Origin of the sequence: Treponema bryantii (assembly GCF_900113965.1) — a bacterium.
Classification (GTDB): domain Bacteria; phylum Spirochaetota; class Spirochaetia; order Treponematales; family Treponemataceae; genus Treponema_D; species Treponema_D bryantii_A.
Map to the genome: position 1 here is coordinate 88638 of NZ_FORI01000006.1, position 25054 is coordinate 113691.

Annotated in this window: 16 protein-coding genes and 1 pseudogene; all 17 read right to left on the reverse strand. The window is 41.1% G+C overall.

The features are described 5' to 3' along the window. Position 1: 1 nt before the first annotated feature. Positions 2-1210: a galactokinase gene (locus BM161_RS08775; RefSeq protein WP_074931807.1), complete on the reverse strand. Its 1209-nt coding sequence runs from the start codon at positions 1208-1210 to the stop codon at positions 2-4. A gap of 1 nt (position 1211) precedes the next feature. Further along, on the reverse strand, positions 1212-1928 hold the full coding sequence (locus BM161_RS08780) for a PHP-associated domain-containing protein (protein WP_074931810.1): 717 nt from the start codon (positions 1926-1928) through the stop codon (positions 1212-1214). A gap of 67 nt (positions 1929-1995) precedes the next feature. Beyond that, a complete protein-coding gene (locus tag BM161_RS08785) occupies positions 1996-3651 on the reverse strand; it encodes a putative manganese-dependent inorganic diphosphatase (protein WP_074931813.1) in 1656 nt (551 codons plus the stop codon). Positions 3652-3716: 65 nt separating this feature from the next. Further along, on the reverse strand, positions 3717-4037 hold the full coding sequence (locus BM161_RS14545; protein WP_425319049.1) for a methyl-accepting chemotaxis protein: 321 nt from the start codon (positions 4035-4037) through the stop codon (positions 3717-3719). Further along, positions 4020-4343 (reverse strand): annotated as a pseudogene (locus BM161_RS14550) (methyl-accepting chemotaxis protein); the annotation flags it as partial. The gene BM161_RS14545 and the pseudogene BM161_RS14550, both read right to left, overlap by 18 nt. 995 nt (positions 4344-5338) lie before the next feature. Then, positions 5339-5788 (reverse strand): hypothetical protein, encoded by a 450-nt coding sequence (locus BM161_RS08795; RefSeq protein WP_074931819.1) that lies wholly within the window; start codon positions 5786-5788, stop codon positions 5339-5341. Then, positions 5781-9233: a DUF2157 domain-containing protein gene (locus BM161_RS08800; RefSeq protein ID WP_074931823.1), complete on the reverse strand. Its 3453-nt coding sequence runs from the start codon at positions 9231-9233 to the stop codon at positions 5781-5783. Before BM161_RS08800 ends, BM161_RS08795 begins: the two co-directional genes overlap by 8 nt. A 44-nt stretch (positions 9234-9277) precedes the next feature. Then, the gene (gene guaA, locus BM161_RS08805) at positions 9278-11167 is read right to left on the reverse strand and encodes a glutamine-hydrolyzing GMP synthase (protein ID WP_074931825.1); all 1890 of its coding nucleotides are present in this window, start codon (positions 11165-11167) and stop codon (positions 9278-9280) included. Positions 11168-11265: 98 nt separating this feature from the next. After that, complete coding sequence (locus BM161_RS08810) at positions 11266-12651, reverse strand: hypothetical protein (protein WP_074931828.1); 1386 nt, start codon at positions 12649-12651, stop codon at positions 11266-11268. A 39-nt stretch (positions 12652-12690) separates the two neighbouring features. Next, positions 12691-13461 carry a hypothetical protein gene (locus tag BM161_RS08815; RefSeq protein WP_074931831.1) on the reverse strand — a complete coding sequence of 257 codons (771 nt, stop codon included), beginning with the start codon at positions 13459-13461 and terminating at the stop codon, positions 12691-12693. Positions 13462-13684: 223 nt separating this feature from the next. Beyond that, a complete protein-coding gene (locus BM161_RS08820) occupies positions 13685-14254 on the reverse strand; it encodes a GNAT family N-acetyltransferase (RefSeq protein ID WP_074931834.1) in 570 nt (189 codons plus the stop codon). A 16-nt stretch (positions 14255-14270) separates the two neighbouring features. Beyond that, complete coding sequence (locus tag BM161_RS08825) at positions 14271-15560, reverse strand: YhjD/YihY/BrkB family envelope integrity protein (protein WP_083425741.1); 1290 nt, start codon at positions 15558-15560, stop codon at positions 14271-14273. A 132-nt stretch (positions 15561-15692) separates the two neighbouring features. Then, a complete protein-coding gene (gene asnS, locus BM161_RS08830; RefSeq protein ID WP_074931840.1) occupies positions 15693-17153 on the reverse strand; it encodes an asparagine--tRNA ligase in 1461 nt (486 codons plus the stop codon). 158 nt (positions 17154-17311) lie between these two features. After that, a complete protein-coding gene (locus BM161_RS08835; RefSeq protein WP_074931843.1) occupies positions 17312-18151 on the reverse strand; it encodes a sigma-70 family RNA polymerase sigma factor in 840 nt (279 codons plus the stop codon). 223 nt (positions 18152-18374) lie between these two features. Next, complete coding sequence (locus tag BM161_RS08840) at positions 18375-20636, reverse strand: ATP-dependent DNA helicase RecG (RefSeq protein ID WP_074931845.1); 2262 nt, start codon at positions 20634-20636, stop codon at positions 18375-18377. A 38-nt stretch (positions 20637-20674) separates the two neighbouring features. Then, entirely contained in the window at positions 20675-21268 is a 594-nt protein-coding gene (locus BM161_RS08845; protein ID WP_177206223.1) for a YggT family protein, read from the reverse strand. Further along, positions 21265-24993: a DNA polymerase III subunit alpha gene (gene dnaE / locus BM161_RS08850; protein WP_074931851.1), complete on the reverse strand. Its 3729-nt coding sequence runs from the start codon at positions 24991-24993 to the stop codon at positions 21265-21267. Before dnaE ends, BM161_RS08845 begins: the two co-directional genes overlap by 4 nt. Between the last annotated feature and the right edge of the window lie 61 nt (positions 24994-25054).

Consider the following 25054-nt stretch of genomic DNA (forward strand, 5'->3'; position numbering starts at 1 on the left):
TTTATTTAATTTCTCTTACTCCGTCGCCGCTAGAGCAGGCAAAGAAGCCGCCTTCGTAGCCAACAACTTTGCTGTATCCAGCTTGAACGTTCTTAATAAAATCTTCGGTGTTGTCTTTGTGTACAAGCGCAATTGCACATCCACCAAAACCGGCACCTGTCATGCGGGCTCCGATACAGCCAGGCTGTTTGCTTGCAACATCAACAAGGGTATCAAGCTCAATTCCGGTAACTTCGTAGTCATCGCGAAGTGAATTGTGTGAAGCGTAAAGGAGCTGTCCGAGTTCTTCCAGCTTGTCGGCGCGGAGCGCAGCAACGGCGCGGAGTACTCTGTCATTTTCTGTAACGCAGTGGCGTACGCGGCGATAAATCACTTCATCTTTAATTGCGTTGCCGTTCTTCTCAAAAACTTCAGGAGTAATGCTGCAGAGATCTGGAACATTAAGACCTGCTGCCTGAAGCTCTGCGAGTCCCTGCTCACACTGAGCGCGTCTTTCGTTATATTTTGAATCTGCAAGCTTGCGCTGCTTTTTAGTGTTCATAACAACAAAGCGGTAATCACCAAGGTTGAGAGGAACATATTCGTGTTCAATCTTAGCGCAGTCCAAAAGTTCTGCAGTGTCTTTTTTACCGGTTGCAATAATGTACTGATCCATAATACCACAGTTTACATTCATAAACTCGTGTTCGCTCTGCTGGCCCATAAGTGCAATGTCTTTGCGGCTGATGTTGAATCCGAATGTTTCACTTACAGCCCATGCAAAACCGCATTCCAAAGCAGAAGAAGATGAGATTCCGCCTGCGCTAGGAACATTACTTGCAACAAGAACTTCAAATCCACAAGGGAAAGTGAGTCCGCGTTTTTTCATGCAGCTTAAGATTCCGTTCAAAAAGTTTGCATAGTCATTTGCCTTGTCGAATTTAAAATCATCATTAATATCAAAAGTGTAAGTGCCAGGGAAGAACAAATCATTATAGATGATTTTTGTGTCAGTACGCTTGCGGATAGCACAGTACAGATAGCGGTCAATTGCGGCAGGGAATACAAAGCCTCCGTTGTAGTCAATGTGCTCGCCGATAATATTGATGCGGGCCGGAGAAGCAAACATGCGGATTTCTCCATTTGTGTCACGACCGTTTTCTGCAGCCTGATAAACTTCAATAAAATTCTCTCTCAAAAGTTCTGGTGTTACATCAAATTTTTCTTTCATTTTAACAGATGACCTTTCCTTCTTTATGTTTAATTCTTTCAATATAATCTTCAAGTGAGAACAGCGGAGTCTCAAACTCCATTCCGCCTACGGCCATTTTGCCTTCTATCTTTTCTTCCTGAGCAAACGCAATGTTGTGAATGTCTGAACCGCTGGTCATTGGGAAGCCGTAAGTCTTTGCGTAGGCGAGAGCCAGCTCGTTCTGGTCTGGTGTGTTGCCTCCGTTGTAAACCTCAACTCCGTGAATCTCGCGCGGATGAATGTGAATCGCATTGATGTATCCGCGAAGTCTGAATGGATGTGCCTGAATCATAAGACCGTTCTCGCGGTTCACTGCATCAAAAAGCTGCGCATGATTCATTGTCTCAATTTCCGGATGATCAAAAAGCCAGTTTTTATCAAGACCGTAAATCAGATAATCATCACCTGAGAAAGTCTGCTCAATCCCAAAGAACACCTTAAAACTTCCACCGTCAAGAGCGTTCTGGCGATTAGCTTCTGCGAGTGCATTTTCATAACCCGCACAATACTGCTCAATTCGTGTGTGCCAGTCCAGCTCAAAAGAAACTGCAGTATTTCCTCCAAAGAAATGGTCAGTTACAAAAATGCCGTCATATCCAAGCTTTTTGTAAACTGAAATATATTCAGCGCCATGCGAAGATCCGCAGGCACTTGCTTCACTCGTATGAAGGTGAGTTTCATATTTAAATGTTTTCATGATACTTAAAGTATATCTAATTATAGATTCTGAAACAAGTTCCGGTGGTTGAGTAGCCCGGTGCAAGTTACGCGCTATAGTTCAAAACCTGCTCAGTAATCAACGGAATCAGCTGTTTCTTACGGCTAACCACATCCTGAAGATAGTAAACCCCGTCTTCCAGTTTAGGGAAGGTGATGAACTGAACAAACTTCGGATCGCAGTCTATGAGCAGCACGCTCGAAAGCTTTGTGATGTCGGTAACCAGCAGACACGCAAAGAGTCCTTTGTTTGCACGGCGCTCAACGGCAAGTTCTTCCATAAACTCAGCCTTGCGGTCCAGAATCTCCTGTGGGTTTCCAACTTCAATCTGACTTGCAGTGTAAGTAAGTTTGCCCTCTGTATATTCCTTCATATCCTGATGGATGATTTCACCGGCCGGTCTTCCGCCAACCTTACTTCCTGCCATAAGAATCTCATTTCCAAGTTCTTTGATGTCGAGGTCTGTAATGCTTGAAAGATATTCAGCCATATCGCGGTCTGTGTCAGTAACAGTTGCCGACTGCAAAATCAAAGTATCAGAGAGGATTCCGCAGAGAAGCAATGAAGCAACGTCTTTTGGAATTGCAATACGATATTCTTTGAAAAGTCCTGCAATCTGAGTAGAAGTAGAACCAACCGGACGGTTAATAAAGGTAATAGGATTTTTTGTAGGAATTGAACCGATGCGGTGGTGATCAATTACTTCCTGAATCTTATAGTGCTCAATACCTTCAACAGCCTGAGTGATTTCATTGTGATCTACAAGAATCACTTCGATGTTTGGCTCCTTCATAAGGTCGTGCTCAGAAATCATTCCTATAACTTTGTTTTCATCATCAACGACAGGAAGATATTTGCAGTGAGCGTTTTTCAAAATATCTTTGATTTTTGAGATTGTGTCGTTTGCATGAACAGTAATGATTTCTTTATCACCCATTGAAGAAACCGGCATAGAGTAAGCAATGAGCATAGAAGTAGGAGAGGTTGAGTATGGGCTCACAATTACAGAAACACCGTTCTTCTCTGCAAGCTCGCGAAGGCTCTTATCAATTACACAGTTAGAAGTTGTGATGAGCAGCTTAACCTTGTGTTCAATACAGATGCGCTGAATGTCTTCGCGGTCAGATGAAATTACAACAATGTCTTCACTCGCATGAGCTTCAAGTCGTTTTTCAAAACTTTCTGTTGAAGAAGAGCCTACGTGAATTGAAGCGTTGAAATTTTTATCTGCGTCGCCGGCAATATAAATCGGCTGTGCGTTCAGTGTTTTCTGAATCAGGCTGATGCTTGTTGAAAATCGATGCTTCTTTTCCGGATTAAGAATTGTGAGTACACCCTTTGCAAAACCTGAGTAGTGAAGAAGCGACTGATAGTGACCTTCGCTGTCGACAACTGGCAGAACGCGGGTCTCAGTTTTTTCCATGCGGGCAATTGCTTCCCAAACAGAAACATTTGCAGTTACAGTTTCAACCTTGTCCTGCATAAAATATTTTACCTTAGGCACAAGGTCAGGAAGATATTCCGGACGCTGAAGTCCAAATTTTTCAAAGATATATGCGGTCTGCGGATTAAGGTGACCTGCGCGGGCAGCCTTATATTCAGCATGCCCCAAAAGATTTTTCAAAGTTGCATAACCGACTGCCGAAACAACAGCGTCGGTATCGGGATTCCGATGTCCAATTATGTAAACTGTTTTGTCCATAAACTTTATAATACCGAAAAAAAAGCGTGCCCGCAAGGACACGCTTTTTTAGTTAATGGTTTTTCTTAGTTCTTGGTTTTGAGTTTTTCCAATTCGCTTAGTAACTTCGTCATCTCTGTATTAAATTTTTTAGTCTGTTCATTTGTTGTCTCTGCGAGTTTACGTATTTCACCCATCACAACAGAAAATCCTTTACCAGCTTCGCCAGCGTGTGATGCCTCAATTGATGCATTCATTGCTAAAAGATTTGTTCGTAAAGCAAGTGATTCTATAATAGAATTTTTTTGTTGCATTAATTTAATTATTTCTTGAATTTCTGAAATATCTGAATATAGAATTTGTTTTTGTGTATTTGAAGTTGTTATAAGAGTCTCTATTTCTGCTATCTTATTATTTACTGTTGCAATATTTTCCTTAGAATCTAAAGAAATGTCTGCTATTTCATCCTGAAGTCTTTTAATACTTGCAAGTGTGGTATTAAAATTAGTTAAGTGTTCGTTTGCATTTGATTGCAATTCTTTTATTGTCTTATTGTTATCGGAGATAACTTTTGTCTGTTCGCTACTTGTTTCAGAAAGTTTTCTAATTTCATTTGCAACTACAGCAAATCCCTTGCCAGCCTCACCTGCGTGTGCTGCTTCTATTGCTGCATTCATTGCCAAAAGATTTGTCTGTTCCGCAATTGAAGAAATTTCATGTGTGTTTTTTTCAATTGTTTTTATTGATTGTGTTATAACTCCAGATTCACTAGTGGTGAATATATCCAGATATTTCTGATAATCATTAGTTAGGCTGGTAAGACTTGTATTAAAACTTTCTTGTTTTTCTGAATAATCTGGAATAATGAGTTCAGAAATCGCAGTAATAATTACATCAGATGCTGGCATAACAAAAGAAGAGTTATCATGTTCTATGTTTTTTCCGTCTGCGTCTGTTATAGAAATTGATGGAATGGAATAGCCTTCGTAAACAAAAATGGAGAAATAGAGTTTTGTTCCAGGTTTAACCGCTTCCCCTAAGCTATAATCATAAATATCAAATCCGCAATTAGTTGTATCAATAGCTATAGTATATTGTTCAATATGAACTGCTGATGCATAAATAGTTACATTAGATGCAGGCATGATAAACCAATTATCTGTAATAGGAATATTATTTCCATTTGCATCTTTTACATAAATATAACTTTGTTCTGTCCAAACATAATTATTTTCGGTATCTGCTGTGATATCAAAAGTTATTTTTGTTCCAGCTACTGCTTTAGTAGTGCTAAGAATAGATATGCATCCAATGGCATCAATGTAAATAGTGTATTCTATCTCAGTTGCTGGAGGTTCTTCCGGGGTTTCTGGAGAACTTGGTATAATGGGTGTTGTTGGTGTCTCTGGGGTGTAGGGCGTAACAGGCGTCTCTGGAACAGTAGGATTTGTATTTTCCGGATTCTGAGTTTCAGGTGAATATTTACAACTTGTAGAAAAACAAATTGTACCAATGATTAATAATGATGATAAAAACTTTAATAATGACATTCTATTCATAAATAAAATTATCTACGGTTTTTTAAATATTTGTCAAGATTTATTTTTTTTGTGCAATGAAATATGATGTTTCGCTCTGGACACAGGATGGTCATTTCAGATTAATCCAGGGGTTGTATCCGGAACTGGAATTATATAATAAGTAGCCACTACATCTTATATTCCCTGATATACTCCTCAATCGGAAGTTCCTGGCCGTTATTGTGGACGTAGAGGACTTTTTGGATTACGGCGCCGAATTTGCCGACGTATAATTCAAGGACAGGGTCGAGGGAATTAAAATCTTTCCAGTTCATTGAATCTATAATTAGTGCGTATTCTTCCTGAAGATAATAGGCGTTGGCAGTTTTCCAGATGTTGGAAAGGTCGCAGCCGAGTCTGTCTTGAGCAGATTTGATATCATCGGAATTAAGAGTAAGCTGAACATAGCGGCCCTTCAATGGGTGGAACGGGTCGTAGGCTGTGCAGTGCACGCGGATTATTGAGTCGTTTTTTCGAGCGTAATTTTTGATGGCGCCGGCTTTAATAAACATCGCCGCAATTACTGAAATCTGAAAAACAATCAGAAATGAAAGTGTGATAATCTTTTTTCTATGCATTTTTTTCTCTCCTTTTTGTCATCAGAATATTCATAATCAAAAGAATGGCTCCCATGGAGATGAGTGTAATTCCCTGAACGCTAAGGCCATAGCCCGAAGAGAAGAACCTGATCATCAGCATGAGTCCAAAATAAATTGTGCTGAGGTTTGCAGTTTTCAGCGAATCATTTTTATATGCGAGATAGAAATAATAAATACAGAAAACCAGAATCACTGGGAAGGTTAGTAATACAGAAAATTTGTCATCGACAAAAGTTAGCACAATAACAAGAACCGGTGTAAGGAAAACAGCCGGGTTAAAGAAAATCTTATTTTTGATGAGCTGTAACAGATAATAAACTGCAACCGCCCCCATAATTATCATGCAGGCAATTATATAGAAATTACATGCAAGATGATTGTGATCTGATTCCGTGATATGGCGGATAGAAGTTTCGTAGAAGAGCACAATGCCGGTTGTAATTGTGCAGACAACTTTTGCGCCTGAAATATTTTTTGTCTGTGCAAAAAAATGAATAACAGCTGCAATTATTGCAATGATAAAAAAGATACCTGCTGTAATGTTTGATTTATCTGTACTTGCAAAAGCTACAAAAAAGTAAATTAAAGAAAAAGCCGGGTAGAAAAGGTAGTCATATTTCTTATCCTTTAATATGTAGATACATGCTGCAAGCAGATTTAGAATCATTATGAATTCTGAAATAAGCTGAGTTGGTTTTGCTTTACACAAATATGCAATCGCGAAAATTAAAGATGAGAAGAAAAGATTTATTACAATATCAATATTCTCCAGAAACAGCATAATATTTTTCTTTGCCAGTACAAAATAAAGTGTGAGTCCAAAAAGCGCTGCCGGTGTAAAACAGATTAAGATATATTTTTCAATTCCGTTGTTATCATAAAGAATTGAATCCGGGTATCTTGCGAGAAGCGTTGTTCCAAGAAGAATTGCCGCAGATACTGCTCTGGTTATGAATAAAGTTTGTTTACTGGTTTCATTCAAGGTAAAGTTTTCTCTCCAGAGGAAAACACCGGAAGTGAAGAGAATTATTGTGCTTACAAGGTAGAGGATTGTTGTAGAGAACTCAGTCGACATAAATGAAATCACAAAATAGATGATTGCAAAAAGTGCGTAGAAGGCATACTCATATCGGCCGGATCTGATAATGTAAATACAAGAAGAGATGAGATTGATTCCAATTATAATTTCGAGAATCAGCAGAATGATTTTTTCATCACAAAGATATGACACTGAAAGTATAATTGCAGAAACCAGAATATTTATGAAGATATCTATGTTGAGCAAAAACTCTTTGAAATTCTTTTTTGCAAAAATACCACACATAAAAAGTCCAAAGAAAGCGACTGGTGTAAAACTGCAGAGAATAAAAAGATCAATTCCTTTGTTTGTGTACAGAACTGATTCTGCTTTTCTTGCCAGAAGTATTGTGATGAACAGAATTAAAACTGCAGCAATTCTTACAATAAGAAAACAGTTTTTAATTTCTGCAGTTGAAGTGAAATTATTTTTCCACAAGAAACTGCCGGCTGCAAAAATCATAATTGCGCAGAAAAGATACATGATTGTTGTGCCGTATTCTGGAGCAAGCAGTGACATCAAAAAATAAGCCAGGGAAAGCGCGGTGTTCAGAAGGAAAATGTATTTTTCTTTTTTGATTGCAACAATCGAATAATACATAAAGTTCAGCGCTACAAAAATCTTAATCATTAAATCAATTGCAATTTTGTTAGACTTGCTTGCTGCAGCCATAGAAATAATTGCAAAAATCAGATTGATAAGTATGTCCAGGTTTTTGAGGAACTCTTTTAAATCTTTTCTAGCATACTGAACAGAAAGCGCTATACCACAAACTGCTGCAGGAATAAAACACAAGAATCCTATGCCTGGAAGTTTTGATGTAGAATAGAAAGTTTCATCAATAAAAAACGACATAAAGGCAGGAGTGAAAAACAGAATTGCAGAAATAACACGGGTGGTAATAATTGTAACAGAGCTTTCATCTGTTACTGCAAATTTGTTTTTCCATAAAATTACCAACGGGATAAAAAGTGTAAGTGCAATAAAAGTATAGAACAGAGATACTGATACTTCGTTTATTTTAAGTGCCTCTATTAATAGGAATGCAAAAAAGCCCCAGGAAAGTTTATGATTTTTGAGCGAGCTGATTATAAACATTGCCATTGTGTAAAGAATAATCAGAGTGAAAGGTGCGAGGAAAATTTTGTACCATTGTGAAAGAGATGCATTTAATAAGATTTCATTTTGTGCAGGGAACAGTGCATTCAATCCAAGAATTAAAGGAATCATATAAAGAAGATTTTCAAAAGAAAGTTTTTCTTTATTTCTGATTCTTTTTACAAATGGAATAACAGCAGCTTCTGCGTAAAAGCCTGTGGTGATAATACAGATCAAAATAAGTTCAGCACAATTTACTGCGTTCATTTCGATTGTATATGAACTGTAATAACGTGAGGCAAAAATCGAAATCATAGAAGCGAGTGCTGTAATTATTATTCCAAAGAAGGTAAAAGATTTGTCGTGTTTTCCAAGGAAGATTAAACCAATTGAAGCAAGCGAGGATACAAAAATCAGTGCCTTTGCATTTACGTTAATTGGCAATTCATCAATCCGGAAGATAAAAAGAAGATAACTTAAAATCAGAAGAGGTATTACTTTTGCTTTTGATTTTCTTGCAGGGAAGTATAAAGCTGCGCAAATAGGGTAGAGTAAAAGTGCAGAAGTTTTCTCCCAGCCTGTAATTGCAAAAATCAAAGTGAATAACAAAGAAAGATAGAAGGTTGTGTGTGCAGAAAATAGCAGAGTTATGATGATTGAAGAAACTGTCCAGACCAGCATGAAGGTTGCAGAGTCTCCGGGAAATTTAAATATCTGAGAAACAAATGCAACCATTGCTCCAAATAAGAGAGCCCAGAATAAAGAATAGCTTTCGCGAATCTTAGTAATCTTTGATTTGCCTTTAAGTATAAGGATTGCTCCTGCAGCCTGTGTTCCGGTAAGAAGAAGTATTGCGGTAATTGCTTTTGCCATGCGTGGAATTGCTGCCCAGTTATAGGCAATGAGCGAAATGATTCCAAAAGAAATTAAAACACTGGCAATGATTGTAAGGATTACAGAAACAGAAATTTTTGAAACTTTTTTTGATGGAGCTTTTACAATTGCGGCCGTTTTCGCTGTTGTGCTTTGTGATGGAACCGGGCTAACAGTAAGTTCTGTGAAAGCCGGATCAAGTTCCTGTGTGGTTGTGACAGCAGCCTGCGGTTTTTCTTCCACAGGCCGCCTTAGTTCTTCAAGTTTGTTTATGTAGTATTCATTCAGACTGTGAGCAGTCTGAGCAGTAATTATACCTTTTTCAGTAAGAATCGGTATTTCTGTGATAAACCATTCTATAAACTTTTCATTCATATTTTGATTATATCACAGAAAAAGATGCGGTCAAATAAACACGCTTATTCCCATCCAAAAGTAGCAGGCGGTTTATTTGTAGCATCGAAATACAACGCATCTACGAACGGAAGTGCTGCAATCTTGTGAACGATAGTGTCCAGTAAATCTTTTGGAAGCATTGCAAAGCGGGCTGTCATAACGTCTTCGGAAATTACAGGGCGAAGAACGAAGGTTGCGTGGTCTGCGCTGCTTGCGTATGGCAGGTCGATTGTAAGATGCTGGAAGATTTTGTCGTACCAGCCGCTTGCATGGAGCTCTGTAAGCACGATGTTGTCTACTTCGCGGAGCTGATCCAGACGGCGGCGGTCGCAGTAGCCTTCCTGAATCTTCAGGTCGCTGTCTGCAATCTTTGGATTCTGATAAAGCTTAATACAGGTACGGTTAATATATTTTGCAGCATTTGTAATTGTTGATGAACATTCTTCAATCTTTTCACGCTTGCCAGGGAAGTGATAGAATCCATCTCCCTCATCAGCAAAAGTAAGCAAAGCCGGGAATCTGTAAGTTCTGAAGTCTCCCTGAACACCAACCGAGCGAACCGGAAGAATACTGCGCTTAAGACTTGCAGTACAATTCTCGCAGAACATATCAAGTTTAATTTCATCAAGTTCTTTCTGTGCAAGAGGAAGTTCTTCTTCATTCTTTGCATCTGGCTTTCCGTCGTTACAAAGAACGTTGATAGAAAGGCCTGGACCCGGGAAAGGATGACGCATTACAAGTTCATCTGAAAGTCCAAGCTTCTTACCGATTGCACGAACCTCATCTTTATAAAGATCACGGATAGGTTCAATAATCAAGCCCTTAGCAATAAGTTCCTGAATACCTGCAACACGGTTATGATGTGTTTTGATTGTGTGAGAGTTTTTTGTTCCACCCGATTCGATGATATCCGGATAGAGAGTTCCCTGAGCGAGCAGCCAGCTGTCATCGAGATTCTGGCGGGCTGTTACTTCGTTACGAACTGTAATAAAGTTTTCACCAACTGCCATTCGTTTTTTCTGAGGATCTGTAAGACCGGCAATTGCCTTAAGGAAGCTCTCGCTGGCATCTTCTACGATAAAGTTTGTAAAGCCGAACTTGCGGTAAGCTTCTGCAACGTTGTGGCTTTCGTTTTTGCGCATAAAGCCGTTATCAATATGAAGACCAAGAACGCGGTCCTGGCCGAGAGCTTTATTCAAAAGTGCAAAAGTGATTGTTGAATCAACTCCGCCGCTGAGGAAGAGAAGAACGTTACGTCCGTCTGCATCCTTTTTGATATTTTCAAGAATGATATTTAATACAGTGTCCTGATCCCAGTTCTTTTCCATTCCACAGAAATCTGCAAAGTTCTGGAAAATCTGATTTCCGCAAGGAGTATCTTTTACCTCGCAATGGAACTGAAGTGAAAAGCGTTTTTTAGCAAGATTCTGAGTTGCAGCAAAAGGACAGTCCTTTGTGTTGCCGACCATTTCAAAACCTTCACCCATCTGGAAAACAGTATCCTGATGGCTCATCCAAACCTGCTGGTCGCCTTCAATACCTTTGAAAAGCGGACACTTGCTGTTTGCACCGCCAACGCCATCAGCGAATCTTAATGTAGCAAAACCAAACTCACCGACTTCACCTTTTCCAACTTTGCCGTTGTAACCAAGCTGAACGATGTAGTGACCGTAGCAGAGACCCAAAACAGGAATATCAAGATTTAAGATTTCAGAATTGAATTCCGGGATTTTTTCATCATAAACTGAAGAAGGTCCCCCAGAAAAAACAATACCCTTCGCATTCTCAAAGGCCTCAAGGCCAGCAGAAGGAAGGGCAATTTCAGAATAATAGCCAAGCATGCGGAAACGCTTAGCAATCAAATGCGCATACTGCGAACCAAAATCTAATACAACAATCTTTTCACGTGACATAGACAGATTATATCGATTTTGTGCATGAATTGGAAGATGAAAAATGGGGCTGCACTAAGTCTTGGCATGCTGAACCTTAAGTGTGGCCCCATTTATAATTAATTGTTTTGGAGACTAGACGGATCCCACGAACCAAAAATAAAGTATTCTCCAAATGCGATCTTTCCTTCTGATTTATAAACCAAGTACATTGTTTCCGGACCATTTCCATCTAACTCTGCTTTAATCATACCATTACTGTATATATATGTTCCGTTGTAAGTTCCTTCATCCACACTAGAATCATTAACAAAGTGCCATGAACACGTACATGTTCCATTGCTATTAAGAACAACTTCAATGAATTCACCATTTCGATCTCCATTTAAATATGTTCCAGCAAGGCCTAGTGCTCCTGACGTTTTGACTGCTTCCCAATTCTCAACATATGCATGTATAAGCGATTTATAGACAAAGAAATATATTGGTTGATCACGCCATTTTTCATCGAGGGTAATTCTACAAGTATCATCTCCATCTTGTACAGGATATACTATTGCTTCTGGGGGATTATTTTCTTGAAACGACATACCGCCACTCTCACCTTGGACCAAATAATATGCTGATTTTATAGAGCCATCAGATTCTTTTGCAGACTTAAATAAAAGTCCAAATACATTATCTCCAGGAGCTAATTCAGGATCTACACTCATAGCCCCATTTATAAAATCATCTGGAGTAGTATTTTCTATATAAGTATATTCGTCTGAAGCCGATAACGTAATAGCCGGAATATCCGCACCTCGGCCTACATCCCATTCATAAGAAGTCTTGTAGTCGGCGCTCTTCAATTTAAACTTGAAATTTACAAACTCCATAGTTTTTCCAGGATGTTTGTTGAAGACCCAATCTTGAACCTCACCTGTAGAATCATCTCCAAGTCTATAGGTGCAGATAGTGTCATAGGTTTCGTCTGCAGTCTTAAAGAGTAAGTCAATTACAAGATTTGGATAACCGCCAACTTTTGACTGAGTATAAGAAAATGTAGGTTTTGTAGTAAATGTAAATTTTCTTGTACCTGAGTTATATGTTGCTTTTGGAACATTTGTTACTACAGGAGAATCCAATCCTTTTACAGAAGAATTAATTTCTACAGAATCAGATTTATCCATCTTTTTCCAATTTGCATCGTAAAACTGGGCATAGTAAATATAAGTTTTATTTGCTTCAGTAAAGTAGTCTATGGCAGTATTTGCTCCTGTAGTTGCTTTTTCTGTTAAATACCAATAATCTTCATGCGTAGAACCAGGTGTTGAACGAATAAAGTAAATAACAGAACAACCTTCCGGCGCCTGAACAGTTACCTCAATTCCATTATCAACCTGACTAGCAGAAATGTTCTTGCCGTCTCCACCGTCTCCACCATCTGCACTATTGCTACAGCCTGTAAAACTCAAACATAAAAGAGCAAGGCCTGCTGTAAATAACGTAAATAATTTTTTCATCATCTCCTCCTAAAATCTATATACAAAAAATTGTCTTAATTATTGTGGATATACTCTTTCGGAATTAACAGTAGCGCCCCAACTCTTTGTAACCGGAAGAATTCCACCAGAAATTGTTATATCCTGTTTATGAGAACAATCCTCAAGCGCTGTACCTGCTGCATTCATCATTTTATTGACAGTAACACTAATAGTTCCATCTGCTGCAGGATTACCTGTATAAGTTCCACGGGCAACTATACTGCTAAATACAGTTTCATGGTGATTTGTTTGATTATTAAAATCATCTATTTCTTCGTAAATGCTAAATGTATTATCTGAATAGAAAGCAACATTATCTCTTGTTTCCCTGGCACCGCTTTCATAATAAAAATATACAGCAACAGTTGAAACAGAATGAACAAACTCACCAAGTCCCTCTAAAACAAATTTGCCATCAGAAATATCTATATCAAATTGATAATCTGTATAATCCTGATCATCAGCTTGTGTAGATTTAACTGTCAATGTAAGTTTTCCGTCTTGAGCAGGCCTTCCTTCAAAAGTGCCAGAGGACATGGTATCGCCATCCATTTTACAAGAGTATGTGCCATCCTTAAGAAAGTTAAAAACTGTTGTTCTTACTGCATTTCCACTACTTGTATTATGACCAGAAATACTAGTATAGGTGACGTCTTCATTCTGAGCAGATGGCTCTTCCTGCGGAGACTCCGGCGCTGCAGAATTTTTACAGCCAACTACGAGAAAAGATAAAACTAAAAGGGGAATAAAAACTTTTTGTGATAAGAGTTTGAATGATTTTCTAAGCATAGAATCATCCTCCTTATCAAGTTTAGGTATGTTATTAAAGATTAAAGGATGTAAATGAATCTGTCAAAAAACATTTTGTTATAGTTTTTCTGGTAACAGGTAGCTTAAGACAAATTATACAGAGCCAATTCCGGATACAAGCCCTGGATTAATCTGAAATGACCATCCTGAGTCCAAACGGGTACATCATACTTCATGGCACAAAAAGCAATCATAACATCTGTTAGAGCTGCGAGAATGGAATTAATGATTTTTGCGGAGTAATATGTTCTCCAATCATTTTCTCCATATAGATGAGGTTATACCAGCGGTTAAACTTATATCCGCATTTAGTGAAGTTAGCAATTTTCTTATAACCCACTGCTGCGTGAAAGTGTTCGCTGTCTCTTGTGAGATATGGATCTTCATCTAAGCCGTCTGTAAGGTCTGCAATTCCAGCATAAAGATTTGTAACATTCTGACGGGCAAGATATTCTTCGAGTTTTGAATAAAGCAGCTTTCCAAGTCCCATGCGGTGGCAGTCTTTATCAATATAAATTGAAGTTTCTACAACCCAGTCATAAGCGGCTCTTGGGCTGAAGCGGCCTGCATAAACGTAGCCTGCAATTTTGCCGTCGACTTCTGCAATAAGATATGGATAGCTTTCGAGGGTAGTGCAGATTCGTCTTTCAAACTCTTCAACAGAAGGAACTTTATATTCAAAAGTTATGGCTGTGTTTTCAACGTAATAGGAATAAATATTAAGTAATGCTGCTGCATCTTCTTTTTTTGCGATTCTGATTTTAATGTCCATTTTTAATATCCTTTTTTTATTCTTCGTCACCGTTGTAGGCAGTGGCAGTGTATTCAGAGATTTTAGAAATTGCTTTGCGGGCCGCATGATGGCTCTTTTCAATAATCTGCATAAACTCTTCGGATGTAAAACTGATAAGCTCGCAGTCTGCAAGGGCAGTAGCGGTGCACTGATAATTCTGATTTAAGATGCACTGAACGTCTCCAAGAAAGCTTCCCTGAGAGCGCAGTGTAAAACCTTTATCAGAGGCTTCTGAGACAGCACCTTTTTTAATAAAGTAAACGAAAGAAACTTTCTGATCGCTGGTATAAAGTACCTGTCCGGTCTTAAGGTAAACTGTGTTCATTTCAGTCTGGATTTCAGACGGATTGATGAAGAGGAATCGGCGCAGGTAGTTTCCAACTCCCTTTGAATCATAGCCAGGCAGCTGGTAGATTTCTGAACGCAGAAGAGTTTCAAAAAACTGAGAAACATAAATCATCTGAGCGCAGAAAAGGAAGAGAATAAAGAAGATATAAACCTTCATCATCAAAAGTACCAGCGAACTGATTGTTCCGTAAACAGCGTTGTAGTTTGTAACATTCATAAAAAGATTGATGAAGAATGATACAACGAAAAAGCTTACAGTGCTCAGCAGTGCATAAAAAATACAGCGGCGGAGCAGAGGCTTTGTTCCAGAAATAACTCTATAAGCAATAACTGTACTTACAAAAAGAACGAAATACAGAATGAGAATACCAATATTGTGAGAGCTCTGTTTTACCAGAATAGGGAAGTTAGAGAGAATTGTCTGGAAAAACGGCATTGAAAGAATCTGAGTAAATGCAAAGGCTGCAATAAGAATGACTGCGATAATCAGAGTGATTGAAAATTCAATGATAAAAGTAAGCAGCTGATTAAACCATGATTTGCGTTTGCTGACCGAACGGAAAACCTTGTTCATTGCAATGATGATGGAATTAAAGAGCTTGCGTGCCATCCAGATTACCCAGACAGCAAGGAAAATATTAAAAGATTTTACAGAACGAATCTGCATCAGTTTATCGAGCAGCGGCATGATGTTTACAATGTTCTGAATCTCTTTTGCAAAGTTTATGATGAAGTTATAGATATTCGGATAAATCTGAATGATTCCAACAAGGACTGTAAAAATAATCAGTGTGATTGGAATGAAGGAAAAGATAAAACCAAACGAACAGGCTGCGGCACTTTCCCACAAGGCATTTTTCGTAAAGTTGGAAATTGTCAGGTATAAGATTTGTGAGAATCTGGTAATTATTTTTTTAAGATATGTTTTCAGATTCATTCGATATTACCGGTGGAATTACGGTGGTTGAGTAGGCCGAAGGCCGTATCGAAACCACCGTATAATACACACTGGTGATTTCGATACGGTTTCTTAAGAAACCTGCTCAATCACCGGTGTGGTCAAAAAATATTAGAAGTCTGCCAGCTTTGGAGCGCGTGGGTAAGGGATTACATCGCGGATGTTTTCCATACCTGTTACGTAGCGCAGAAGGCGTTCGAAACCGAGACCGAAGCCTGAGTGTGGAACTGTACCGAACTTGCGGAGATCAAGGTACCAGTCGTAAATAGACTCGTCCATTCCGCGGCGTTCGATTTCTGCCTTAAGTTTTCCGTAATCTTCTTCACGTTCAGAACCACCGATAAGTTCGCCGATTCCAGGTACAAGAACGTCTACAGCTTTTACAGTTTTGCCGTCGTCATTCTGTTTCATATAGAAAGACTTGATTTCCTTTGGATAGTTGAAAACCATAACAGGGCCGTTGTAAATCTTTTCTGTAAGATAGCGCTCGTGCTCTGTTGCAATGTCGCAGCCCCAGTAAGGCTTGAACTCAAACTTAGCACCATTTGCAGCTGCCTTTTCAAGATCTTCAATTGCCTGTGTATAGCTGATTCTTGTGAACTTAGCCTTAGCAACCTTTTCGAGGCTTTCGATAAGGCCTGGCTGAATTCTCTTGTCAAAGAAAGCAAGGTCTTCGCGGCACTTTGTGAGAGCCCAGTTCAAAAGATATTTTACAAAGTCTTCCTGAATGTCCATGTCGTCGTCGAGATCGAAGAAAGCCATTTCCGGTTCAATCATCCAGAACTCAGCGAGGTGACGTGGAGTGTTAGAGTTCTCTGCACGGAAAGTAGGTCCGAATGTATAAACGCGGCTCAATGCTGTAGCAAGAGTTTCTGCTTCAAGCTGACCAGATACAGTGAGGGAAGCCTTCTTTCCAAAGAAGTCCTTGCTGTAGTCGATGATCTTGTGAGCGTCTTCAATCTTCATTCCGCCCTGTCCGGCTTTAACACCCATCTCAGCAATCTTTTCAAGGCTGAGAGTTGTTACCTGGAACATTTCTCCTGCACCTTCACAGTCAGAGCAGGTAATTTCCGGTGCGTTGATGTACTGGAAGCCTCTCTCCTGGAAGAATGAGTGAACGGCAAAAGCCATCTGGTTACGCATACGGTAAACAGCACCGAAGGTGTTTGTGCGAGCACGAAGGTGAGCGTTGTCGCGGAGATATTCCATAGACATCTTGTTCTTCTGCAATGGATATTCATCAGGATTAGCCTGACCGAGACACTTGAGGCTTTCGAGAGTTACTTCTACAGCCTGTCCGCTTGCAGGGCTTTCAATCAAAAGACCTTCTGCGCGTACACTTGCTCCAGTGTTGAGCTTTTTGAGTTCTTCTTCAATTTCATTTACATTTGCATTATTAGAAGGATTATTGCGGTCAAAGGTGAGCTGGATATTAGCGAAACAACTTCCATCGTTCACCTGAATAAAAACAAGACCCTTTGAGTCGCGAACTGTGCGAACCCAACCACATACTGTAACTTTACGGCCATCTGGAGCCGAAGCCAGTAAATCTTTAATTAATACTGGTACCATAAATAAATCCTCCAAACCTCCGCTGTTTTGCGGAAGTTTCCAATAATGTAAATGTGGAATAAATATTACCACTTTTTATGGTTTGTTACAATTAGAGTGATTTTCGGGTTAAATAAGAAATCCCCGGTTGTCCGGGGATCCTCTTTTTGATTTGGTATTTATGCTACGTATGCTTCAAGTCTGCGTGCACGGGTCGGGTGCTGCAGGCGAACAATTGCGTGTTTTTCAATCTGGCGGATGCGCTCTTTTGTGAGAGAGCATTCTTCACCAACTTCTTTAAGAGACATTGGCTTTGCACCGTTAAGTCCGTAGCGCATGCGGATAACACGAGCTTCGTTAGGGCGGAGTGTATCGATTACGCCGTCAATGTCATCATGCATAGACTTTTCGATAGCCTTTTCTTCTGGGCGGTCATAAGCGTTGTCTTCAAAGAAGTCTCCAACTTTAGAGTGACCAGAATCAGAATCATTAACTTCTGCATCAAGGCTGATCATTTCGCGGCTGATGTTAATCATATCGCGAACGTGTGAAGCATCCATGTTGAGCATTGCACCAATCTCTTCGTATTCCTGCTGTTCTGTTTTCTTAGTTCCAACAACCTTGCGTGCATGTTCAATCTGAACAAGTTCATTAGCGCGGTTGAGTGGAAGGCGGATAGCACGGCTCTTTTCGCAGATAGCCTTAAGAATGCTCTGGCGAATCCACCATACAGCATAAGAAATAAAGTGATATCCCTTAGAAGCGTCAAATTTATCTACGGCAGTAAGGAGACCAAGGTTTCCTTCGCTGATTAAGTCTGTAAGATCAAGACCATGATTCTGATATTTCTTTGCAACATTAACTACAAAGCGGAGATTAGAATTAACAAGCTTGTTCTTTGCAGCAGCATCACCAGCCTGGGCTTTCTGTGCAAGTTCAACTTCTTCTTCATGAGAAATCATAGGAATCTTGTTGATTTCTTTAAGATACATAGCAAGAATGTTTTCGTCTTGTGTCATGGCATTATCTCCTTATACACAAGAATAATAGCAAGTAATGTGCCAAGTGAAAACGACAAGTAAAAAATGATAAAAATTTGCAAAAAAACTGAAATTTCTATGTTAAAACCGGGAATCTGTAGAGGATAATGACATTTATTGTGTTAATACGACACACCCGGAGTTGAAGAGTAGAATTCTGTGTCATTTTGATACATAGATTTCTGAGAGAGCGGTTTACGGGTTATTTTGACACATACGCAAGTGCGTCGGTGCGGGCTTCCTGCATAATCTCCATATCCCGTGAAAGATCTGCAATGCGGAAGCCGAGTTCACCAGCCTGAACCGTGCCGTTGAGTTCGCCAGGGCCGCGGGTTTTAAGATCCTGCTCGGCAATATAAAAGCCGTCTGTGCTCTGGCGAAGGGCCTTCATGCGTTCAATGCCGGTTTCTGTGATGTCTTTGCTGTAAATGAGGAAGCAGTAGGATTGAGCATCTCCACGGCCAACACGGCCACGAAGCTGATGGAGCTGTGCCATTCCAAAGCGGTCTGCACCTTCAATTACCATGCAGGTTGCGTTAGGAACATCAACACCAACTTCAATAACAGTTGTGGCGGCAAGCACCTGAATTGCTCCGTCGCGGAAGGCGTTCAGAATATTTACCTGTTCTTCTTCATCAACCTTGCTGTGAATAAGGGCGCATTTATATTGAGGATAGATGTGGTCGCGCAGGTGGGCAAAAGCTTTTTCTGCAGATTTTATGTTCTCATCGCTGTCGATTGCGGGGTAAACAAAATAAGCCTGATGTCCCTGAGCAAGTTCTTTGCGAACTGCTTCGTATGCATTTATTTCGTTTCCTTCTTTTACAAGATAAGTTGTGATTGGCTTACGGCCGGCAGGCATTGTGTGAATTGATGATATGTCGAGATCGCCAAACACAGTGAGCGCCAGACTCTGAGGAATCGGCGTTGCGCTCATCATGAGCAGATTCGGCTCAAAAGTAAATTTCGGGGTGGTTGAGCCTGCGGTCCCTGAGCCTGGTCGAAGGGTCGAAACTACCATTCTGCGTCCTTTTTCTAAGATTGCCTGGCGCTGCAATACGCCGAAGCGGTGCTGCTCATCAATTATGGCCAGTTCCATATCCTTATATTCAACGCCAGATGAAAACAGTGCGTGAGTTCCAACTACAATATCAATCTCTCCCTCTTTGAGAGCCTTCAGAAGTGGCGTACGTCCTTTGGCGCGGAGGTTACCGGTAAGGAAGGCAGTGCGCACTCCAAGCGGAGCGAGCATGCGTGAGGTAGTTTCTGCGTGCTGACGGGCTAGGATTTCGGTCGGTGCCATAAACGCACACTGCCCTTTCCAGCTGATAATACGCAGACAGAGGAAAAGCGAAACCAGAGTTTTTCCCGAACCAACATCTCCCTGAAGCAGGCGGGCCATTGTAAAAGCCGGCGTTGTTGGAGGAGGAAGCCCGCGGTCCAGCTGATTTAAGATTCGTTCGCGTTCAGTGTAGGCGCGGTCTATTTCGGCGTCCATCTCGTAGATGACGGCGCGTTGGTCGTCTGTGAGCGGGTAGGGAAGAGAATTAAAAAAGTCGAGCTGAAGCGGGGAGAGCGACGCGGTGAATGTAGAGACGTCGACAGACGGGTGGTTGAGCTTGTCGAAACTACCCTGTGAGCCGGTAGATTTGTCGAGTTCTGCGGTGGCTTCATTATACGTACTTTGTGCACACTCAACCACCGGACGGCCTTTTCTGTTGAAAACCCGCTTAGCAATTACCGACTGAAACTGAAACAACTCTTCAAAGACAAGTGTTTTGCGGGCGGCCGCCGCCTGAGACAGGTCGGAGGGACGGTGAATGAGGCGGATGGCGTCCTGTTTATTCAAAAGGCCGCGGCGTTCAATAACCTCGGCCGGAAGTTCATTTTCAATGCCCAGCGCATATTGTGAAAGTGCCTGTGAAACGGCCTTTGAAACTGCTTTCTGGGTGAGTCCCTCGGTGAGAGGGTAGATAGGAATGACGCCGCTTTCTTTTGGGGGGATGGCGTTGAGGTCTATAGTATCGGTGCTCCGACTCCGCTCAGCATCCGAATCCGTGTGTTTTACAACCTCAAACGCGGTACTCTGAAGGGCGCCGTATTTTACAAAAAACTGTCCGGTCACAGTAATTATAGTTCCGGGTACAAGCGATTTTTCCAAAAAGGCGCGGTTAAAGCAGATAAGCTCTGCAGTCCCAGTTCCGTCATTTACGATTACTTTGAGAGTTTTCATGCGGCCGTAACCGAACCATTCCTGACCAATTACCTGCGCAACTGTGTGCACCTTACCGTTCTGCCCGCGCTCGCGGAACGTCACCTTCCGTGTCCTGTCTTCGTAGTCGCGCGGAAAATACTGCAGCAGATCGCCCACCGTAAACACATTGACCTTAGCCAGTGTTTTAGTAAGTGCTGGCCCAATTCCCGCAATTGAAGAAACCGGAGTTTTTATATCAGAAACCTTCAAGGTGCGCTCCCACGGAAAATTTGTAAAACTTCAGATAATTAGAACGGCATTCTGTAGCAGAGATTTACCAGAATCAGAATTAAAAAGTGTCCTAGGCCAAGAGTTACCAGAAGAATAATCCATGAAAGCAAAAGAGATTTCTGATAGCTCATTGTGCTTTTAGAAAATGTTCCGGCAATCTTATAAGACATTTTGTTCAAAATCATATCAATCTGATTCCAGCCAGAATCGTAAGAAGTGCGACCCTTGTTGATGAGTAAAACAATCCAGCGGATAAAAATCAAAAGAGTAAAGATTCCAAGGATTGATGAGGCAATGCCCCATAAAGAACTCAAAATTGTTCCGAGAATTCCGCCAAGGAAGATTCTTCCAGTTTTCTGAATGCCTGCAAGAATTGCAGAAGCAAGCGAAAGAATTCCAAGTGAAACGATAGGTGAAAAATCAATGTTTCCGATTCTGAGGAAGCCCATTTTTCTGAAGAGCCCCATATAAGGTTCACAGATTGAACTCATTATGTGTCCAAACTTTGTGAATCTGGCTCCCGGGAACCATGACATCAGAATATAGATAAAACACAAAAGTGTATAAAGTGACAGCACTCCGGCAAGTATTGAAAGTATTGTTTGAATCATTCCGTCCATACCTCTCTAACAAAGTTAATCTCCTTCAGCGACTTCAGCGTCTGGTCATCTGCGCTAATGGAAATCTGGTCGTTGGCCTTTACGACATAAGGATTGTTTCCCGTGTCTATATGAAAATATACTGAACATTTACCCATTTTATCAAATAAAAAATCTCTTAGACTTGAAATTGCGCCTTCAGAAGTAAAGTTTGTGTCCAGTCTGATATGTACAGACTGTGCGGCATGCAATTCCATCTTTTCAACATCTTCAATTGCATCAACAATCAGAGATGGCGTGTCGCGGCTTCCGTCTACCTTACCGCGGAAAGCATAAACTTCGCCGTCCTGCAGCAAAGGCTTCATTGTTTCCCAGGTCTTAGGGAAGAAGGTAAGGTCAATCTGGCCATCCATATCATTAAGCTTTGCAAAAGCCATACGGGCGCCTTTTTTTGTAACAATTTCGTGAATGCCGTTTACCATTCCAAGGGCAATATAAGATTTTCCGGCATCACGCATCTGCCATGATTTTGCTCCGCTTGCTTCAAGGGCTGCTTTTTCTGCCTTGCTTTCTTCTGCAATGCGGTTAATATTGCTGGCCTTAAGTGTTACTGCATGATCAATTGCCTTACGGTAAGAGTCGAGAGGGTGGCCGCTTACGTAACAGCCAATACACTCTTTTTCCATATTAAGCTGTTCCATATTCGGAATGTCTGGAATCTTCTTAAACTGGAAATCAGAGAAATTCTTTTCTTCTTCTTCAAGCTCGCCGAACAAATCTCCCTGGCCTTTTTTCTGATCTTCAAGATATGAAGAAACATAATCAAGGGCTGCTTCCATATTTGCAAGCAGGGTAGGGCGGTTTAGAGTTGTACCGTCTTTTTCTTTGAGATGATCAAAAGCGCCGGTCTTAATAAGAACTTCTATAGCCTTTTTATTTACGAGTGTCTTTTCGCGGCCGTCTTCATCTTTTTCTACAAGTCCACAGCAGCGTTTAATAAAGTCCATAAAGTCTTTATACGGGCCGTTCTTTTCGCGCTCGGCAACAATTGCGGCTGCGGCAGATTCACCCATACCCTTAATACCTTTAAGACCAAATACAATGCGGCCGTCTACAACGTCGAAAATAACGTCGGAACGGTTTACGTCCGGGGCATCTACAGGAACACCCATTTTTCGGGCTTCTTCAATATAGAAAGGAAGGCCGTCGGTAGAAGTGATTTCATTTGTAAGGTTTGCTGCCATGAACTCGGCAGGGTAGTGGGCCTTAAGCCAGCCTGTACGGTAAGCAAGAACTGAATAAGCGGCGGCGTGCGACTTGTTAAATCCGTAACCCGCAAATGGAATCATGATTTCAAAGATTTCACCGGCATGTTCTTCTGTGTGTCCGTTTTTTACAGCACCGGCAATAAACTCTTCCTTCTTTTTCATAAGAACGTCGAGTTTTTTCTTACCCATGGCACGTCGCAACATATCGGCACCACCAAGAGAGAAGCCTGAAATAATCTGGGCTACCTTCATAACCTGTTCCTGATAAACCATGATACCGTAGGTTTCTTTCAGAAGGTCTTTTAGAGCCGGGTCAGGATATTCAATTTTTTCAGGATGCCATTTTCCTTCAATATATTTAGGAATATAGGCCAGTGGACCCGGTCGGAAAAGGGCGTTCAAGGCTACAAGCTCTTCGATGCAGCGAGGTTTACATTCACGAAGAATTTTCTGCATACCAGGAGATTCAAACTGGAAGACTGCAACAGAGTCACCACGGTCAAAAAGATCAAAGGTTGCTTCGTCGGTTTCGCTTACGTTTGCGGTAATGAACTCTGGAGTTCCTGCCGGGCGGTGCTTATTTATGATTGCCTCTGCATAGCGGATCAGAGACAGAGTTTTAAGTCCAAGATAGTCAAACTTTACAAGTCCACAAGGCTCGATGATATCCATTGTGTACTGTACGCCAACTTCACCAGTTTTAGGATCCTTAAATACCGGAGCCCAGTCTGGAAGCGGAGTAAGACCAATTACCATTCCCGAAGCGTGAAGACCTGTGTTTCGCTTTACACCTTCAAGGCGGAAGGCAAGGTCAAAAAGCTCCTGATAGCGCGGGTCATCCTTGTATTTAATAAGCTGACCGCCATCAGGCATTTTTTCTGTAGGCTCTGTAAAGGCATCCTTGAGCTTTGCCTTAGGGTTATCCGGAATGCACTTTTTGAGCATGTTTACTTCTGCAAGCGGGATTCCAAGAATACGGCCTACGTCGGCAATACAGTTCTTTGGTTTAAGAGTACCGAAGGTTACAATGTGTCCTACGTTTGCGTCACCGTAAAGGTCGCGGGTATGCTGGATGATATCCTGGCGATAGTCGAAGTCCATGTCGACGTCGAAATCCGGCATGGATACACGTTCTGGGTTTAAGAATCGCTCAAAAATCAAACCATATCTGAATGGGTCGATATCTGTAATTGTCATGGCGTAGGCTACAAGAGAACCCGCACCCGAACCTCGTCCCGGACCAATCGGGATATATGGCTTTGGCCTTTTGTTTACATTGTCATAAGTTGATTTAGACCAGTTGATGAATTCCCATACGATAAGGAAGTAGCCGGAGAATCCCATGGTAAAGATGGTGTTCATTTCGTAGTCGGCACGTTCGCGGATTTCCGGTGTAATTTCCTTGTAGCGCTTTTTCAAACCTTCTTCTACAAGATATTTTACATAGTCATTCTGGTCGCTCTGATAGTCATCTCCGTGAGTACGGAACTCTGCCGGGAGCTCGAATCGAGGAAGACATTCCTTAAGTTCCGGAGTTGAGTACTGCTTAATAGTAAGATTACACATGTTTGCAATCTTAATTGTGTTGTCGTATGCTTCCGGACACTGAGGGAACAAAGCACGCATTTCGGCTTCAGTCTTAAAGTACCAGTTATCAAGATCCATGTCGCCGCCCATTTTGGCATGCTTTTCATGAAGCTGATTTTTAAAGCCGATACAGCGCAAAGCGTCCTGGGCAATGGCGTCTTCTTTTTCTACATAGTGAATATCGTTTGTTACAACAAGCGGAATGTCCAGTTTGTGAGCTAGTGCAATCAGTTTTTCTGCAACTATCTTCTGCTCAGGAATTCCGTGGTCCTGAAGTTCAATATAATAATGGTCAGGACCAAAAAGATTTTTATACTTGAGGGCAAGCTCTTCTGCTTCTGCGTCCATTCCTGCAAGCAGCATCTGAGGAAGTTCTCCCTGAATACATGCCGAGCAGCAGATAATTCCTTCGTGATACTGTTCAAGAAGCTCAAAATCTATACGAGGCTTACCATAATAAAGTGCATTTTCATCACAGAAGGCGCGGCTTGAAAGCCAGCACATATTTTCATAACCCTTCTGATTTTCGCAGAGAAGAATAAGGTGGAAGTAGTGTGCGTGACGGTCTCCCTCTTCTCCTTTATGGCTGTAAGGAACATCGTTTTTTTCTGTGTGACTTCCGTAGGCAACATAGAACTCTTCACCTACAATCGGGTTAATTCCGTTTACATGGCAGAGTTTTTCAAAGTTGAGCGCACCAAACATGTTTCCGTGGTCGGTGAGGGCAAGGGCAGGCATATTAAGTGCTTTAGCCTTTGCAACAAGCTTATCCAAAGTAGCGCAGGAGTCTAGAAGTGAGTAATCGGAGTGTACGTGAAGATGTACGAAGTTTGCAACCGGCGTTCCTTCCGGTGCCGCAGGAAATTCGTGATAGTCAGCCATATTTATAATATAGCATAAAAAACGGTGGTTGAGTAGGTCAAAGACCGTATCGAAACCACCG